This window comes from Sphingobacterium wenxiniae (assembly GCF_900116225.1).
Taxonomy (GTDB): domain Bacteria; phylum Bacteroidota; class Bacteroidia; order Sphingobacteriales; family Sphingobacteriaceae; genus Sphingobacterium; species Sphingobacterium wenxiniae.
Map to the genome: position 1 here is coordinate 1 of NZ_FOZZ01000017.1, position 17,280 is coordinate 17,280.

A 17,280-nucleotide genomic window follows, 5' to 3' on the forward strand; every position below is an offset into this window, starting at 1 on the left:
CTCTCTACTTACTTCGAGTATTCGCCTGATATCCGCAGAGCTATTTATACCACAAATGCTATTGAGGCTATGCACCGTCAGATCAGAAAAGTGACCAAAACGAAAGGTGCATTTACTTCTGATCAGGCACTCTTGAAGTTGGTTTATCTCACGGTTAAGGAGATTTCAAAAAAATGGACCATGCCTATTCGAAATTGGGGATTGACAATGCAACAACTACATATTAAATTTGGGGATAGAATTAAGGCCTTCGGCAACTCCTTTTAGGGTTCGCACTCGAGGCTTTCAGCCTCTGAGCACGAACCCTAAAAGGAGTGATGTGACACAGTTCAGTTTACACTACCAATAACAGAAATCTGGCCAGAACTCCCAGCAAAGAATACCTTTGTGCCAGATGCATTTTTAACTATCGTGTTATAGCTATCTGTTGAAATTGTTGTCCAATGCTGCCCGCCATTATGAGAAATATCTGTACCAGAAGTTCCTGTCGCTAATAAGGTGTTTGCCGTAATATATTTGACACAGGAGCGATACCCGCCTAAAGAAGTCTGGGGTGCTTCCCAGCTTTTTCCTTCATCTTCGGTAAGCAGTACAGTTTGTTGACGATCTTTATCCTGCATATAATTTCCACCAACGACAATACCCGTAGTGACGTTATAAAAATCTATCGAAAATACACCTCTGCTGGCCTCACCCTGTTGCATTGCACTGAGGGGAACTTTTGTAAGTGTTCGGCTGTTTAAACAGAAGCGATGCATGTTGGCTATAGTTCCTCCTGTACCCAACCAGAGGAAAGGAGGGATGTAGCGTAAGGAACTACCACTCGCAGCGAAAGCAGCTTCTCCTTCAGTAGCCTTTACATCAATATCTGCAGAAATATCTGTCCAGTTTTGTCCACGATCCTTACTGTACAGTATTTGGAACTTACCGTTAATAGGATCACCGACGATATAGCCCTCATCTCCATGAAAATCCGCCCCATCCAGAAAAATTTCCGGTCTTTCGTCCCTATAAACCTCTGCCCAATTCTCTCCGCCATCTGTGGTTTTGAGAATAACAGCCGGTGTTCCTGCACTGACAATAACCGCTTCACGTTCACTAAATGCTTCGATATCCCGAAAATCATATTCAGCATAACCTTTAGGAGAAACCCAATTCCAATTTTTGCCCGCATCAGTAGACACACCTACTGTACCTTTTGCTCCACTGACCCAAAGGCAATAATCCTGATAACTGTCTAATCCACGTAAACTAATTCCTGCTTTTTGGGTCAGTGGGATAAGCTGTTGTGCAAGCCCAAGAAGAGGTAGTAGAAATGCCAATACGAAGAAAAATCTTTTTGTCATCATGACTTAAAGATACAATTATTTCTCGTTCGTGTTTTGTTTTAGTGTGAATTTACCCTCGTTGCCTGGTGAACCAGAATAGATTTGTCCCTGCGGTATTCCACGTAATCCTGGCGCTGATGTGGCTATACGGGAATAGATTTGGGTGAGGTCAGAATTCGGATTGATTGCACGTCCTCCTGCGGACACATCGGCAAAAAGGTAGTTTTTCTCTTTCTTGTTCGTCATCTGGGGATTGACTCCTTCTGCTGAATACAAGAAATTCACCTGACCACCATCACCATTGGGATGGGTGCGTGTTCCATTCATGGCATCCTGTCCACGTGCAATAATATATAAAGATCCCAGCTTTTGTATATTCATTTCTATGTCGAAGTCCGAAGCATTGTTTTGCCCCGCCATGCCGCTGATAAAGGCTCTGTCACCAATCTCTGCATATTTGACGACCAACTTAACAGACTTCTTACCGAAAAACTGCAATGAAGACCTATCCTTCATAAGCAAGGTGTCAATATAGAGTAAGGTAGTAGAGTCTCTGTCTTTCTCATGAAAGACTTTTTTCTGCTTTTTCTTGAGCTCTAGTTTGGGAATATGTTGTTCGTTTGATTGCCCATAAGCGATGCTTACGCAATAACAGAATAATATCGTGATAATAAATAGGTACTTGCTCATCTTTTTTAATATTTAGTCTTACATGACAAAAATCAATAAAATAATAAAAACACGTTCCCGAAAGCATTCGGGACGAGGAAGTATGACGACCGCGAGTCAGCTCCGAAGGAAACCAATCTGCGTTTTTTTTACTTGTTTATTTATTATAGAACCAACTTTTTAGTAAAAAGTTTAATTAAGAAAGATAACCTACAATCAATTTTGCTGCTTTGGCTGAAGCCCCCGGTGTTCCTAATTTTTCTTCTAGGATATCGTAATTTTCCAAAACACTGTCTCTGTGTTCCTTATTGTTCAATAATTCGTCCAGTTCATCAGCTATATTGCGGGTGGTACAGTCTTTCTGGATCAGCTCGCGAACGGAGAGGAAATTGTTGATAAGGTTTACCAATGAAATAAATTTCACTTTGACCAACAGGCGGGCAATCATAACGGTCAGGCTATTTGCCTTGTACACGACTACTTGTGGAACTTTTAAGATACCCGTTTCCAGTGTTGCTGTACCACTGGTGACAACAGCTGCATCTGCATTTTTCAACAAGTCGTATGTTTGGTTAAATACAACTGGTATCGGAAGATCTCCGGTGAAACGTTTATAATGTGTCTCGTCAAAGTTTGGTGCACCAGCAATCACAAATTGATGGGCAGGAAACAGATAATATAAATTAACCATCTCAGGCAGCAACTTTTCGATTTCCATCGTGCGGCTCCCAGGCAATAAGGCAATAATAGGACGTTCGTTAAGATGGTTTGTTTTCTTAAAATCAGGATTAAAGGTATAAGCCGATATAGCGTCCAACAGGGGATTCCCGACATAATCTACCGAATAATGGAACTGTTTGTAGAAATCAATTTCAAAGGGAAGGATACAAAACATGTGGTCTACGACCTTCTTGATTTTATGAACGCGACCTTGGTTCCATGCCCATATTTTAGGAGAAATATAATAACAAACCTTTATACCTAAGCTCTTAGCAAACTCCGCGATTTTAAGGTTAAAGCCCGGGAAGTCGATAAGTATCACCGTGTCTGGACGTTGTTTGCGGATATCTTCTTTGACTAATTGCAGGTTCTTCCGTATTTTCCCGAGATTTTTAATAACCTCTACAAATCCCATAAAGGCCATTTCAGAAGTGTGGATAAGCGGTAACTCCTGTGCGGCCTCTTTCATGAGGTCGCCACCTACGATATAGAATTGCGCTTGCTCATCTTCCTTTCTTAAAGCTTTTATCAAATTAGCACCATGAAGGTCGCCCGAAGTTTCTCCTGCAATAAGATAATATCTCATAAGCCCCTGTTTAAATCCCTAATTCTATTTGAAAAGTTCCACCCCATGCATTCTTACTGTGACTGTTACCAAAATCACCATTTTTTACGGTATAATTACCATTTAGCTGTACTTTTAGACGGTGAGCCTTGATATATTTGGTAAAACCAAGTTCAACGACATCAATCTGTGATTCTACATTTCGTATCTGCTCGTGAGGTTTAACATACGTATACCGTCCCGCCAGTTCATATCCGCCATGAAGGATATAGGATGCTTGTTGGTTTATTCCCCAACCTTTAAAAGCATGTACCTCCTCGGGTTCTGATCCGTCATTCTGGTTGAACTGATCGTCTACGGTGTTAAACGGGTTGTCCACATCCCGACGCATATATTCTGCTTGATAAGCAAAACCAGCATATTTGAACATGGCGTCTGCAAAGGAAGTCTTTAAAGTAAACGGATTGACCACAAATTTACCAGTCTGCCCATTTACACGTGTGGTACGGTCGTTGTAGCTATAACCTAGCCCTAAGGAAAGCTTTGGTTTCTTTTCGCGCTCGAGATCGCCTTCGGAGTAATCCCCATCATTGGTAAACTCACCCAGAGGCAAAAACTCAAGTCGTCCCGTATAAGCCAACCCATCATCGGTCGTGTTAACAGCACGCCCTTCACCTGTAGAAATAGCTGCTTTAGCATGTATGGGCATGTGCGCAATTTTCTTGTTCAGGTGGAATGTCAATCCGAAGTCCCGATCAATATTAAAGTTCGCATTGACCAGTGAACGCTCCGCAAACTGTTGAGATCCAGATGAAGTTACACGTTGTCTATTTCCGGGTAATTTGTTCTGCCCGAATGAGATATAGAAGTCATCAGAAAAGTTGTAGAATACGACCGCATCACGAATGATATTTGGCACACCTGAGTCGTCAAAATCCTGATCGCCCCTTGTGAAAGCCAATTGTACAGAGTATGATATTTTGGGCGTATAGATATATCCATCCATCCGCATCCGCAATCGGCGAATTCGCGCTTCCAAGGAATTGTTGCTTTCACCGTCCAACACATTGTTGAATTTTAGGCGATTTTGCATCCGAAACCTGAAGTTTGTATAGAATAAGGAATCCTTACTGGTGTATTGAATGCCTTTGAAATTTAAAATGGTCGCTCTATCGTCCCGCTCTTGAGCGTTCACGCTGTTAATGAAGCAGAGGCATCCTAAAAAGCCAGCTAAATATCCTAACCTGATGTTCATTCGGTGTTTAAAAAAATGTTTCTAAATAGATAGCAAACCTACGTAAATCCACTTTTATATGCAATATAATTGCGAAGCATTTCAGGGTAAATGCACTTAAATATGTTTTTTAAAGAGTTTATGAGAGAGGTAAAAGGTCCGTTTATTTTCAATATTTTAAATACAGGAGCGCTACTGTAATCGAAGACTTTTTGGGTAAATGGAGGATTTTGAATATTTTTAAAACGATATGGAAGAAAATCAATACATAAAGGAACAGCGGACGATTGATTTAGCCAAGGCCAATGCCGCGGGCTGTCTTTTTTATTTTCCGGTGATTGCTTTTTTCGGCATCATTTATTACATAATTTGGCGGGAAGAATTCTCTTGGTCAAAAGTGAATGAGTTTTTTATTATCGATTTGCCTCTTTACGTTGTACCTTTTGTTATTGTTTTGGTATTGGTCGCTGGTATTGTTCTGCATGAGCTGATTCATGGTGTTACATGGGCTCTCTATGCGAAACAGGGATGGAAATCCATTAAATTTGGAGTCCTGTGGAAATACATGGCGCCGTATTGCCATTGTAAAGAACCGCTATCCGTACGTGCTTATGCCATTGGTGCAGCTATGCCGGGCATTCTGATGGGAATATTGCCGGGTGTAGTGTCTTGGTTTACAGGAAGTCTGTTTCTATTGTCTTTTGGGATATTTTTTACTGTTGCAGCAATAGGAGATATCATGATTATACGGTTAATTCTTAAGGAAGATAAAGGGGCTCTTGTACAGGATCATCCATCTGAGGCTGGCTATTTTGTATTCAAGAAGGTGGATAATGGAAGTTAAGCGGAAGATTATACATATTGATATGGATGCGTTTTACGCTTCAGTAGAGCAACGTGATTTTCCTGAATTGCGAGGTAAGGCTCTTGCTGTAGGCGGTTCGCCGGATGGACGAGGTGTGGTTGCTACGGCCAGTTACGAAGCACGTAAGTATGGCGTGCGTTCAGCAATGCCATCGCGTCAGGCCTTACAACTTTGTCCGCACTTGATTTTTACACGTCCCCGTTTTGATGTTTATAAAGAGGTATCGGATAAGATACGGGCTATTTTCAGGCGATATACGGATTTGATAGAACCTCTGTCCTTAGACGAAGCCTATCTGGACGTAACGGAAGATAAACAGGGGGTAGGTTCGGCTATTGAGATCGCTAAAGCTATTAAATCCGCTATTAAAGAAGAATTGAACCTTACAGCATCGGCAGGGGTTTCTGTAAATAAATTTATTGCAAAGATTGCCTCTGATTATCAAAAACCGGACGGTTTGACCTTTTTAGGACCTTCTAAGGTTATTCCTTTCTTGGAACAATTGCCCATCGAAAAGTTTTTCGGTGTGGGTAAGGTTACTGCCCAGAAAATGAAGAGCATGGGGATACATTGTGGCACAGATTTAAAGCAATTATCGGAAGTCGACTTGATTCGTCGCTTTGGCAAATCCGGCAAGTTTTTCTATCACATGGTTCGGGGAGAAGATAATCGGGAGGTTAAACCTAATCGTATCAGTAAGTCTATCGGTATTGAGGATACTTTTGAAACGGATTTAAGAGAAGAAGAGGACATGAAACGTGAATTGGAATCCTTATGCGACAAATTGGAAAAAAGGCTGCTCACTAAGAGCAAACAAGGGAGAACCATTACCCTTAAAATAAAATTTGAAGACTTTACACAGATTACCCGCAGTTTTACGTCTCCTTTTTATACCAATACTGCAGAAGACATGAAAACACAGATTATGGAACTGTTGTCCAAAGTCGATATGCAGGACAAAAAGGTTCGCTTGTTAGGCGTCACCCTGTCCAACTTTTATGAAAATGATTTGGAAAAAGTGCAGAACAGACAACTGAGTCTGTTTGAATAAAATGATGTTACATATAATTTGCGCTTCCTTATTTTTCAGCTTTCAATTATCGATTTTAATTTGCTTAATGCCTTTGGATAGGTTTCATTAAAATAATCGGCATAACCTTCTGTCGTGTCCATGTCCACTGTAACAGTAGTCAGTCCGTCATGTTCTTCAAATGTATAATTTTCCAGCCCGCCTGTCCATTCTTCGACCTCTTCACCTTCAGTGATTTCGGTGTCTCCTTTTAAAATTCCGCAAGAACGAATGGATACAAATTTATGGGGGATATTCTCTGCGATTTCAGAAACCATTCCGCCTTTTTCTCCGTTTTCATCAGTACCGATAAAAAGGATTTTTGTCCCCTTTTCCCAGTTTCCCTCAAAAGTGGAAGTCGGGTTAAATTCAGCTGCCCATGCTTCATAGGTTGCTTTGTCTTTTAATCCGAGCATCGTATCATATACTTTTGCAACTGGCGCGTGGATATTTGTTTTGAATTGTAGCTTTTTCATAGTTATTTGTTTTAATACATCCATTTGGCATCATTCTCCATAACGTCTTTATACCTGAATAATGCTATTTTTTTTATTAGTTCTTTTGGCAAGGGTTTATCATAGGGAAACTGTATCGTGTCCTTACCTGTTTTCAACGAGGATAGTTCATTTTTGAAGGGCTGTAATGCCGGACCTGTAGGCATAAACGTCAAATGATTTTTGAAAGCAGAATAAGAAAATAAAATGCGCTTTTCTATAAAAACAGGCTGGCCCCATTTTAATTCTTCTGAGGCATGGGGCACAACAGATTTCAGTAACGAACGGATTTCATTCAGCTTTTCCTTTGCTTGATCGGGTGCAGCATTGATGTATTCATCGACGTTGTTCGGTTTTTTTGTTGTCATCACTAAATAATTTTACTTTTTCATATAATCAAAAGCCCCTTTACGAAGGTGGATGCCGTACTCCAAATAGGCTTTCATACAATCCAGAAAATTTCCCCAGCCAAAAGTATTCCCGATACACCATTCGAGGTTTTTATCGTTTAATTCTTTTTCACCTTCGGTCACTTTTACCACGGTGCTTTTGTCGGGTTGCTCTTCTAGAGTAATGTTCACAACCGTGTCTTCGTCCCAAACAAAGGAAACAAATTTATCTGGCTGAACTTCCTTGACTTTCACAGGAAATTTACCGGGAAAATCCCCAAATTCCCAGCTGAGCTCTTTTCCCGCTTCCATGCGTCCGCTACTTTCTGAAATAAAATATTTCGTCATTTTCTCATGATCCACAATTGCTTCAAAAACTTCGTTGATCGTTTTTTGTATTTGTAAAGTTGCTTTTGCAGTAAGTTTCATATTTCGAGTCTTTTTGTTTCTAATTTGCCCTAAAAATCAGCAATAATGAATTTTTTCATACCCATCATTTTTCGGAATGCGTCAGGCTTTTTACTTAAGACATCGTCCCAATTGGCAGGGCAGACCTGCCAACTCAAACCATATTTATCTTTTAACCACCCACAAACGCTTTCTTCGCCTCCCTCAGCAATCAGCGAATCCCAGTAATAATCAATCTCTGCCTGGTCTTTGCAAGGGATCATGAAGGAAACAGATTCATTGAACTTAAATTCTGAATCGGCATTGATACCAATAAATCGTGTGTTCAATATCTCAAATTCAACCGTAAGTATTTTACCGGCTAAATCTTTCTGAAAATCAGCCAGACCCTCTGCTTCCGTCATAGGGTAATACGTGGTATTGATGAGTTTTCCATCACGAAAAATGGAAAGATAGTAAAGTGCTGCTTCTTCTGCATTTCCGTCAAACCATAGGTTTGGAATTATTTTCTGCTTGTTATCCATTGTTTCAATTTTTTGAATCTACTGAATTTAATTTGCGATAGCTATTGTAGGATAATGCAAGTATTCCAATAAAAATCAGGGGAAGAAATGATTGAAAATCCATTCCGTCAATAGCAAAGTGACTTATACTTGCAAAGATAAAGTTAAACAGAAAGCCTGCATAAGCCAATTCTTTAAGCTGTTTTGGCATTTGAGGGATAATCAGTGTCAAAGAACCCAATATTTTGAATACAACTAATGCATTACCAAAATACTCGGGATAGCCCAACTGTTTAATACCTTCCTTTGCCAACTCTGTCTGTGAGGTAAAGGCCGGCATTACACCTTCCATCAAAAATATGATGATCGTAGCCGTCCAGAATATGATTTTATTCTTTTTCATTTGGTGCTTATTTTTAGTAGGGTATGTACGTGTTCGATTATTTGTTTAACAAATTTAAAGGAGTTTCGCTTTAATCAACTTTGCATAAGACAAGAAATAAACAGTTTGAAATCATAATTTAAAAAACTTGTGCTATTCTTACGTTGAATGAGGAATAGGAGAAGACCTTTAATGATGTTTTATAATTGAAAGCAATCTCAGTACAATCCCTTTTTGCAAATTCGAGGAGAATGATGAAATTTGAAGAAATATTAAAAGGTAATGGAAAAGAATAAAATCAATGCGGATGAATTTGTCTCCAAGTTTATGGACGGGAGTCTTAATCACCTGACCTATATTCCTACACCGATTAAAATCTTTCCACTTCGGGATATAGCACCCTATTTAATGATCCCCATTCCACCTATTTTTTTTGGTTATAACTTGCTGATCCATATTACGGAAGGCTATTTCACCCAACAGATTGAATCGACGACATTTATGGTAGAAGCTCCCGCCGTAGTAATCTGTAACTATGGACATATATCTGCAATACATTCGGTTGATAAATCGGCTCAGGGATATTGCGTGTTGATTAAGGAACAGGCGATGACCTCCCTTTTTCGGGAACAGGAAATCCTGAATATCTTTACGATTTCGCCGATGCTTAACCTTACTCCATCGGATAGTGAAGAGTTGAATGGTTTGCTGGATTTATTATATCGGGAGATTTATAACAAAACACCCTATAAGGAACTGTATGAAAGCATCTTCAAGACGGCTGTGCTGAAGATCATCAAATTGTCCGAGACCAACAGATCATTGGAACGGCGACAGGAGATTGCCATTGCTTTTAAGCAATTGGTTCACCTGCATTTTAATAAACATAAGACAGTAGATTTCTATGCTGACAGGCTTGCCGTTTCGGTTAATTACCTCAATCGCTGCGTCTCATCCGTATTCAAAAAATCTTCTAAAGAACTTATTTTGGAAGTAGTTATTATCCATAGCCAATTACTGCTGCTGGAGACTAATAAGAGTGTCGCCAGTATCGCTTATGAACTGGAATTTACCGATCCATCGTATTTTGCACGTATCTTTAAAAAGATTGTGGGGATATCACCATCCGACTATCGGAAGAATGTAAAGTAATTCTCCTTTCGTTACATAGGGCTAAAAATTTATATGCCGTTGTATACCGATTTCTTCCAAAAAAATATTGTCGTGTGACGCAACGAGTAAGGTTCCTGTATAATCCCGTATTGCTGAAGTCAAAATATCAATATTCTGTATATCCAAGTTATTTGTCGGCTCATCTAAGATAATCATATCAGGAGCAATCTGACCAATGTTGAGACAGCAGAGTGCCAAGCGCATTCTTTCTCCACCACTTAATGCGTGACAAGGTTTATCCCATTCGTCTTTGTCAAATAGAAAGCGATTTAGTCTTATCTTAACTTCATGTTCCTGTAAAGCTGTTTGGTTGAATGTTTGTGCCTGTTCATATATATTCAGTTGGTCATTTATCAGGGAATATTCTTGATCGATATAAACAATCTGTTCAGTCGCGCGATACAGTTTTCCCCTAGCTGGTAACAACTCACCCAAGAGCAAGCGGATGAAGGTTGTTTTGCCGGATCCGTTCTTTCCTTGAATAGCCGTGCGCTCTCCACTTTTTATTGAAAAATTAAGGTCTGGGGTCCATAAGCATTTGGTATTATGCATATAATTCAAGTCTTCTCCTTGGAATAATGTTTTACCAAAATGTAGATTACTGGTGTCAAAGGCGAATTTCATCTTGTCCAGCTCAGTTTGCTGGGTGCGTAGCGCACGCAGTTCTTGGGAAATATTTGTGGTTTTTTCCAAATGAACACCTGCTATCTTGGCGGTACTTCGTTCTGCACTGTTGCGCCATGTGTTTGCCACGATTTTCGGAAGGCCAGCTTTACCCACATTCTTTTTAGCTCGAGCATCCAGTTTTTGTTGACGCTCCATGGTTTCGCGCTCTTTCTGTTTTGCTTTGCGTAGTTCTTTTTCCTGTGATTCGATACGGTGCTGCAGAGCATTCACAGCAATTTCTTTTTGCTCACAATAAAAATCATAATTACCCCCATAGGTCGTTATACCAGTTGGTGTAAGTTCATAAATATTGTTTAATAGATTCAATAGCGTACGATCATGACTCACGACAAATAGGGTGGCAGAAGTCGTTAGGATGAAGTCGTAAAGGAGTTCCCGACCAGCGAGGTCTAAGTGATTGCTCGGTTCATCCAACAAGATGAAATTGGGTTTATGGATCTCGATTCCGGCTAAGAAAACTTTGGTTTTCTGTCCGCCACTCAGTAGTGCCATTGGGGAAGATAAGGAAATGCCTTCTAGTTGCCAATGTTGCAAAGATTCTTGGCATCGTTCCTCAATCGTCCAATCGTCATCCAATAATTCCAGATATGCTTCGGTCATTTCGCCCGATAAAATACATTCGAAGGCGTGAAGCTTATCGGCGATTCCCAATGCCTCTGCAACGGTTAATGTATTATATTGACCAAAATGTTGTGGTATGTAATAAGGGTTTTCCACGGTGTGTATTTGACCTGTTGTCACGGGGTATAGTCCTGCAATAAGTTTTAATAAGGTAGACTTACCCGAGCCATTTTGACCAATCAATGCAGTCTTAGAATGGGTAGGCAAAGTAAAATTAAGGTTGTTAAACAACGAAGTTTTGTCCAGATGTATATAGGATATGTTTTGTACAATAAGCATGATTTCTTTCGTTGAAAGGTAAACTGATAACTTCATCCTAAAAAGGGAAGCTGTTTAGTTATATAGAAAGAAATGGTATTACATACTTATTTTTTTAAGATATGCTACAAAGGTAATAATTTTTTTGTTGATGATAAAAATGGAAGTTTTGTTTCTACAATATGTTGATTTTTTCCAATCGCACAATCTTTCCGTCCCTCGCCGGGACAGGGCGTCACTTTTGAAGGGCAAAAGTGACCAAAACCCTTTGTCCCATCCAAGGTGGCTTGTCACACGATCCTAACGCACACAAAGAAAATCCCTCACAAGGCTGAAACCACTGTCCGAAGCTTTTTGGATAGCTTCGGACAATAGTTTCCATGCCTTTCCCTTCCTCACAATCCTTCGGTATTTCCTTTGCCTTTCCGCCACTTGGATGAGACGGAGAAGCGCTTTCGCGTCTACTCAAGACTTCCGAAGTTTCAGAAACTTCGGAAGTCTAAACTCTACTCGCACGAACCACTCCTTAACTGGAAAATGTCGCATCAAAAGTTTTGACCATGTAGAAGGCTATTTTTAGCACTATCTCTCTGGTCAAAGCTTTTCAGCGACGAGTTTTGCTCCACTTTTGCGGTCAAAAGTGGAAAAAGCCTGTCCGGCTTCGGAGGACATAAAATGTACAAAAAAAAACTCCATTTATTTTAAATATAAAAATAAGATGCTTTTGACCTACTCCCTAAAGAACAGAAGATGAGAAACCCCTAATAAATCGCTATATTTGTCGCTTAGTGAAATATAAACTTATGGTGAGTTCCAAACAAAAGGTTGGAGTGATTGGTAGTGGCAGTTGGGCAACGGCAATGATTAAGATGCTGGGTGACAATGCCTCTGAAAAGGAAATTTTGTGGTGGATTAGGAAAGAGGAAGATTTGGAATATGTGAAAACGTATAGACATAATCCGACTTATCTCAGTGCTGTGGAGCTTAAAATAAACCCCGAAAATCTATTTTCAGATACCAAAACAGTCGTGCAACAATCGGATGTTGTTATTTTGAATACACCCTCCGCATATTTAAAAGATGCTCTAAAAGGTATAGGGCCTAATGATTTCGAAGGTAAAACCATTGTATCAGCCATCAAAGGAATCATTCCCGAAGATAATCTTATTGTAGGGGAATATCTGATGAAGACCTATGGAATCCCTTTAGAGCGTATCGTCGTTATCGGTGGGCCATGCCATGCCGAGGAAGTCTCTTCTGAGAAGCTCTCGTATCTGACGTTAGCGGCCAAAGATAGTAAACAGGCGGATAGTGTAAGCCAATTGTTGCAGAACCGTTATATCAAGACCATCCTATCCTCCGATGTGTTAGGGGTGGAATATGGCGCAGTGCTAAAGAACATATATGCATTGGCTGGAGGGATATGTCATGGTTTGGGTTTTGGAGACAATTTTCAGGCGGTTTTAGTATCCAATGCTATCCGTGAAATGGAAACCTGTGTGCTGGCCATCGATCCTGAAGAAGACAGGGACATCAACGCCTCAGCTTATTTAGGTGATCTACTGGTAACAGCCTATTCCCAATTTAGCCGTAACCGTACTTTTGGTAATATGATAGGGAAGGGATATACTGTCCAGTCGGCGCAGTTGGAGATGAACATGGTAGCCGAAGGTTATTATGCGTCAGCCTGTATCCAGAATATTATCCAACGCTATGATTTGGATATGCCGATCTGCAATATGGTCTACCAGATATTATACAATCGCCAACCAGCAGCTACGGAAGTTAGAAAATTAGCCGAAAAATTATCATAAACGATGACAAGACACGATATAGCAGAAACCTATAAAACCATTCAGAACGAGATAACCCAAGGGTTGGAAGCATTGGATGGCAAAGCAACATTTCAAGAAGAACTTTGGGAACGAGAAGGCGGTGGTGGAGGTCGCACACGTATAATCCAGCAGGGTAACATCCTTGAAAAAGGAGGGGTGAATTTTTCTGCAGTACATGGTAAGCTACCTGAACCGATCAAGAAAGCTTTCGGAGTGGAAGAAGAGGATTTTTTCGCGACAGGAGTATCCATTGTCATCCATCCGAATAATCCTTGGGTACCCATCATCCACATGAATATCCGTTATTTTGAGTTGAATGAGCAGATGCGATGGTTCGGAGGCGGTATAGACTTAACCCCACATTATATCATAGAAGATGATGCACGTTTCTTTCACCACATGATGAAGAATGTCTGTGATAAGCATCACTCCTCGTTCTATACCGATTTTAAAACTTGGGCAGATAACTATTTTTATATCAAGCATCGTCAGGAAACCAGAGGTATCGGAGGGGTCTTCTATGACAGGCTAACACCCGAAAAAACAGGATTAAGTTACGAACAGATTTTTGATTTCTCCTGTGACTTGGGCCGAACCTTTGTACCTACTTACACCGAACTGGTCAATAGAAACCGTGAAAAGACTTTTACACAACGGGAGAAAGATTGGCAATTATTGCGTCGTGGTCGGTACGTGGAGTTTAACCTGGTATATGATGCAGGGACCAAATTCGGTCTGGAAACCAATGGGCGTATTGAATCTATCCTGATGAGCTTGCCGACACAGGCCAATTGGGCTTATGACTTTCAACCCGAAGCAGGTTCTCTGGAAGAACAAACCCTTTCGCTGTTGAAGAAAGATATACAGTGGACTGTTTAAAGCATTTATTGACTATACATTCATGATTAACTACCAAAAGTTTACGCTGGACAATGGCCTTCGGGTGATTGTGCATGAAGACCACACCACAGCCATGGCCTGCTTGAACATCTTATACGATGTAGGAGCGCGTGATGAGTCACCCGATAAAACAGGGTTTGCGCATCTCTTCGAGCACCTGATGTTTGGCGGATCTGTCAATATCCCCAACTATGATACACCTTTACAAGAAGTAGGAGGAGAAAATAATGCCTTCACCAGTAATGATATCACGAATTATTATATTACTCTGCCCTCTACAAATTTGGAAACAGCCTTTTGGTTGGAGAGCGACCGCATGCTGAACTTGGCGTTTAGCGAGCAGAGCTTAGAAATACAGCGACAGGTTGTGTGTGAGGAATTTAAGCAGCGTTACCTGAATCAACCCTACGGCGATGTATGGTTGCGGTTAAGACCGCTGGCCTACAAAGTGCATCCCTATCGTTGGGCTACCATTGGCAAGGAACTAAAACATATCGAAGAAGCGACGATGGAAGACGTGAAAGCGTTTTTCAAAAGGCACTACGCTCCAAACCATGCCATCATGGTAGTAGCAGGGGATGTGCATCTGGAAGAAGTAAAACAGCTTAGCCAGAAATGGTTTGGCGATATTCCAAAGGGTGAAGATTACGTCAGGAATCTGCCTAAGGAACCTAAGCAAACGGAAGCCCGTAGGGAAGAAGTATGGGCTGATGTACCTGTAAACAGTATTTATATTGCGTTTCATGGCCCCGACCGCTTGCATACGGATTATCCTGTTGTGGATTTGATTTCCGATATTCTATCCAGAGGATCCTCTTCACGACTGTATCGGGCTTTGGTGAAGGAGCAGCCCCTGTTCAGTGAAGTCAATGCCTATGTTATGGGTTCTATAGATGATAATCTCTTTGTCATTGAGGGAAAACCTCTACCACAAGTGTCTTTGACGGATGCAGAAAAAGCGTTATGGCAACAGTTGGAACTGCTGAAAAAAGAGTTGGTTGCTGAAAAGGAATTGCAAAAAGTCAAAAACAAAATCGAGTCGACCATGATGTTTGCAGAACTTTCAAATTTAGACAAAGCGATGAATCTTGCCTTTTATGAAGCATTAGGAGATGCCGACCTGTATAACCAAGAGGTTGACCGTTATCTTCAGGTTTCGGCTCCGCATATACAAAGCATAGCTCAGGAGATATTCCGTCAAGAGAACTCGTCCACTTTAATCTATCACGCTAAAGAACAGCAAGATGTTGAATAGAAAAGAAGCTCCCCTAAAACACCCGGTGGCGGATATACATTTGGTGGAGCCTAAATCCTTGCAATTGGAGAATGGGCTTAAGATTTTTGTCTTTTATGCCGAAGAACAAGAATTGCTGAAAGCAGAATTTATATTTCAGAATGTTTTTTCCTCACCGGAAAACCCTTTATTGAATACCTGTCTGAGCAGTATGCTCAAGGAAGGGACCAATACGCGTACCAGTGCACAGATAGCCGAAGAAATCGATTTTTATGGAGGATACCTCATCCCGGAATATAGCTACGATCAAACGGCATTAACGATGTACATTTTGACGAAGCATCTTCCGGCAGTTTTGCCTATTGTACATGATGTATTGACCGATTCCATTATTCCAGAATCGGAGTTGCAGACCTTTACCCGTAACAATAAACAGTCTCTGCAAGTATCCTTGCGTAAGAATGAATATGTAGCACGCAGGTTTTTCTACCGTAATCTTTTTGGCGAGACACGCTATGGAATTACACCTACGGAAGAAGCTTACGATAACCTCCGCAGAGAAGATTTACAGGCTTTATATCGGGCGCAAATCCAACCCCAAAATTGTACACTTATTCTTTCCGGCGATGTGACGGATGAGGTCTTGGCCCAGGTCGAACAGCTTTTTGGAAAGAACTGGATAAATCAAGGTGAAATCCCTTCGGGATTGAATCCACTATTGCCCGAGTTTCAGCCACAGCAATTTATCGAAGAGCGTACCGACGCTATGCAGTCCGCAATTCGATTAGGGATGCCGTTCATCAATCGCAAAAATCCTGATTTTCCTGCAGTACAGTTTGTCAATACGCTTTTTGGAGGCTATTTCGGTTCGCGATTAATGCGCAATATTCGGGAGGACAAAGGCTATACCTATAGTATAGGTTCAGCCATTGCCAGCCTCAGGCATACCGGTTTTCTTACTATAGCATCAGAAGTAGGGGTAGATGTTACACAAGCGACTTTGGACGAAATCCAAAAGGAATTTCAACTGTTGAGAACAGAACCTGCACCGCTTGAAGAAGTCGAACTGGTAAAGAATTATATGTTAGGCGCTATCTTAGGTAGTTTGGAATCTATTTTCTCCCACGCAGATAAATTCAAAGCCGTGTATTTTTCTAATCTTGATTTATCATATTATACCCGCTATAACCAGACCATTCGGGAAATGACCCCGGAAAGAGTACAGGCCGTAGCCCAACAATATTTTGATTACGACAAGCTCCTGCGTGTCGTTGTAGGGAAGGTGTAAAGATAGGGGGATTCGTTAACGAGTCCCCTTATCTTTATCAGGGCAAAAGCATCTTATTTTTATGTTTAAATTATTAGATAGTTTTTGTCGCTCGAGCCGCAACTGGCTTCTACTTTTTGGCCGTCAAAAAGTAGACAAAAACCTCGTCGCTGAAAAGCTTTGACCAGAGGGATAGTGCTAAAAATAGCTTTCTACATGGTCAAAACTTTTAAGGCGACATTTTTCTATTAAGGAGTGGTTCGTGCAAGTAGAGGAAGGCGATTCCCATCGCCTCTTCTACCGAGTGACGGTTAAGCGCTTCTCCGTCTCATCCAAGTGGCGGAAAGACAAAGGAAATACCGAGGGATTGTGTGGAAGGGAAAGGCATGGAAACTATTGTCCGAAGCTATCCAAAGAGCTTCGGACAGTAGTTTCAGCCTTGTAAGGGATTTCCTTTGTGTGGGCTGGGCTGCGGGACAGGCCACCTCGGATGGGACAAAGGGTTTTTGATTCCTTTTTGCCCTACAAAAAGGAATGCCCTGTCCCGGCGAGGGACGGAAAGGTTGTGCGATGGGAAAAATCAGCATAGTAGAAATAAAACCTCCATTTCACCTCAACAAAAATTCCATTACAAACAATTTATGATGTGTATATCCGATTTTCACATCCCTTAAATTTG

The 17,280-nt window shown here is 40.9% G+C and carries 19 protein-coding genes; 9 read left to right on the forward strand and 10 right to left on the reverse strand.

Annotated elements, in window-relative coordinates; translation table 11 throughout:
• Positions 1 to 267: transposase (locus BM375_RS16075; RefSeq protein ID WP_139227495.1), on the forward strand; the 267-nt coding region annotated here is incomplete at its 5' end.
• A 62-nt stretch (positions 268 to 329) separates the two neighbouring features.
• On the opposite strand, the gene BM375_RS16080 is transcribed toward BM375_RS16075, so the two are convergent.
• From BM375_RS16080 to BM375_RS16095, 4 genes are all read right to left on the reverse strand, one after another.
• Positions 330 to 1,349 (reverse strand): WD40/YVTN/BNR-like repeat-containing protein, encoded by a 1,020-nt coding sequence (locus BM375_RS16080; RefSeq protein WP_093367559.1) that lies wholly within the window; start codon positions 1,347 to 1,349, stop codon positions 330 to 332.
• A 15-nt stretch (positions 1,350 to 1,364) separates the two neighbouring features.
• A complete protein-coding gene (locus BM375_RS16085; protein ID WP_244525934.1) occupies positions 1,365 to 2,018 on the reverse strand; it encodes a hypothetical protein in 654 nt (217 codons plus the stop codon).
• Positions 2,019 to 2,193: 175 nt separating this feature from the next.
• Positions 2,194 to 3,303: a lipid-A-disaccharide synthase gene (lpxB, locus tag BM375_RS16090; RefSeq protein WP_093367560.1), complete on the reverse strand. Its 1,110-nt coding sequence runs from the start codon at positions 3,301 to 3,303 to the stop codon at positions 2,194 to 2,196.
• A 10-nt stretch (positions 3,304 to 3,313) separates the two neighbouring features.
• Entirely contained in the window at positions 3,314 to 4,477 is a 1,164-nt protein-coding gene (locus tag BM375_RS16095; RefSeq protein WP_244525935.1) for a porin, read from the reverse strand.
• Between the two features lie 289 nt (positions 4,478 to 4,766).
• Here BM375_RS16095 and BM375_RS16100 point away from each other — a divergent pair, with 289 nt between their 5' ends.
• Both BM375_RS16100 and dinB read left to right on the forward strand, forming a co-directional pair.
• Positions 4,767 to 5,360, forward strand: a complete 594-nt coding sequence (locus BM375_RS16100; RefSeq protein WP_093367563.1) for a DUF3267 domain-containing protein — start codon at positions 4,767 to 4,769, stop codon at positions 5,358 to 5,360.
• Entirely contained in the window at positions 5,350 to 6,432 is a 1,083-nt protein-coding gene (dinB, locus tag BM375_RS16105) for a DNA polymerase IV (protein WP_093367565.1), read from the forward strand. The genes BM375_RS16100 and dinB overlap by 11 nt, the downstream gene beginning before the upstream one ends.
• 35 nt (positions 6,433 to 6,467) lie before the next feature.
• On the opposite strand, the gene BM375_RS16110 is transcribed toward dinB, so the two are convergent.
• The 5 genes from BM375_RS16110 to BM375_RS16130 are packed head-to-tail and all read right to left on the reverse strand — an operon-like array spanning position 6,468 to position 8,647.
• Complete coding sequence (locus BM375_RS16110; protein WP_093367635.1) at positions 6,468 to 6,926, reverse strand: SRPBCC family protein; 459 nt, start codon at positions 6,924 to 6,926, stop codon at positions 6,468 to 6,470.
• An 11-nt stretch (positions 6,927 to 6,937) separates the two neighbouring features.
• The gene (locus BM375_RS16115; protein ID WP_093367566.1) at positions 6,938 to 7,312 is read right to left on the reverse strand and encodes an iron chaperone; all 375 of its coding nucleotides are present in this window, start codon (positions 7,310 to 7,312) and stop codon (positions 6,938 to 6,940) included.
• Between the two features lie 12 nt (positions 7,313 to 7,324).
• A complete protein-coding gene (locus BM375_RS16120; protein WP_093367568.1) occupies positions 7,325 to 7,762 on the reverse strand; it encodes an SRPBCC domain-containing protein in 438 nt (145 codons plus the stop codon).
• Positions 7,763 to 7,791: 29 nt separating this feature from the next.
• Complete coding sequence (locus BM375_RS16125) at positions 7,792 to 8,265, reverse strand: VOC family protein (protein ID WP_093367569.1); 474 nt, start codon at positions 8,263 to 8,265, stop codon at positions 7,792 to 7,794.
• A gap of 4 nt (positions 8,266 to 8,269) precedes the next feature.
• Complete coding sequence (locus BM375_RS16130; protein WP_093367570.1) at positions 8,270 to 8,647, reverse strand: DoxX family protein; 378 nt, start codon at positions 8,645 to 8,647, stop codon at positions 8,270 to 8,272.
• Positions 8,648 to 8,908: 261 nt separating this feature from the next.
• Here BM375_RS16130 and BM375_RS16135 point away from each other — a divergent pair, with 261 nt between their 5' ends.
• Positions 8,909 to 9,778 carry a helix-turn-helix domain-containing protein gene (locus BM375_RS16135; protein ID WP_093367572.1) on the forward strand — a complete coding sequence of 290 codons (870 nt, stop codon included), beginning with the start codon at positions 8,909 to 8,911 and terminating at the stop codon, positions 9,776 to 9,778.
• Positions 9,779 to 9,799: 21 nt separating this feature from the next.
• Here BM375_RS16135 and BM375_RS16140 read toward each other — a convergent pair whose 3' ends face one another.
• A complete protein-coding gene (locus tag BM375_RS16140; protein WP_317614822.1) occupies positions 9,800 to 11,422 on the reverse strand; it encodes an ABC-F family ATP-binding cassette domain-containing protein in 1,623 nt (540 codons plus the stop codon).
• Between the two features lie 746 nt (positions 11,423 to 12,168).
• Here BM375_RS16140 and BM375_RS16145 point away from each other — a divergent pair.
• The 5 genes from BM375_RS16145 to BM375_RS17065 all read left to right on the forward strand — a co-directional run bounded on the left by BM375_RS16145 (position 12,169) and on the right by BM375_RS17065 (position 17,046).
• Positions 12,169 to 13,179 carry an NAD(P)H-dependent glycerol-3-phosphate dehydrogenase gene (locus tag BM375_RS16145; RefSeq protein ID WP_093367573.1) on the forward strand — a complete coding sequence of 337 codons (1,011 nt, stop codon included), beginning with the start codon at positions 12,169 to 12,171 and terminating at the stop codon, positions 13,177 to 13,179.
• A 3-nt stretch (positions 13,180 to 13,182) separates the two neighbouring features.
• Positions 13,183 to 14,079 carry an oxygen-dependent coproporphyrinogen oxidase gene (hemF, locus tag BM375_RS16150; RefSeq protein WP_093367574.1) on the forward strand — a complete coding sequence of 299 codons (897 nt, stop codon included), beginning with the start codon at positions 13,183 to 13,185 and terminating at the stop codon, positions 14,077 to 14,079.
• A gap of 22 nt (positions 14,080 to 14,101) precedes the next feature.
• Positions 14,102 to 15,355 (forward strand): M16 family metallopeptidase, encoded by a 1,254-nt coding sequence (locus BM375_RS16155; RefSeq protein WP_093367576.1) that lies wholly within the window; start codon positions 14,102 to 14,104, stop codon positions 15,353 to 15,355.
• Entirely contained in the window at positions 15,345 to 16,622 is a 1,278-nt protein-coding gene (locus tag BM375_RS16160; protein WP_093367577.1) for a M16 family metallopeptidase, read from the forward strand. Before BM375_RS16155 ends, BM375_RS16160 begins: the two co-directional genes overlap by 11 nt.
• A 241-nt stretch (positions 16,623 to 16,863) precedes the next feature.
• Positions 16,864 to 17,046: a hypothetical protein gene (locus BM375_RS17065; protein ID WP_139227629.1), complete on the forward strand. Its 183-nt coding sequence runs from the start codon at positions 16,864 to 16,866 to the stop codon at positions 17,044 to 17,046.
• Positions 17,047 to 17,280 lie beyond the last annotated feature (234 nt).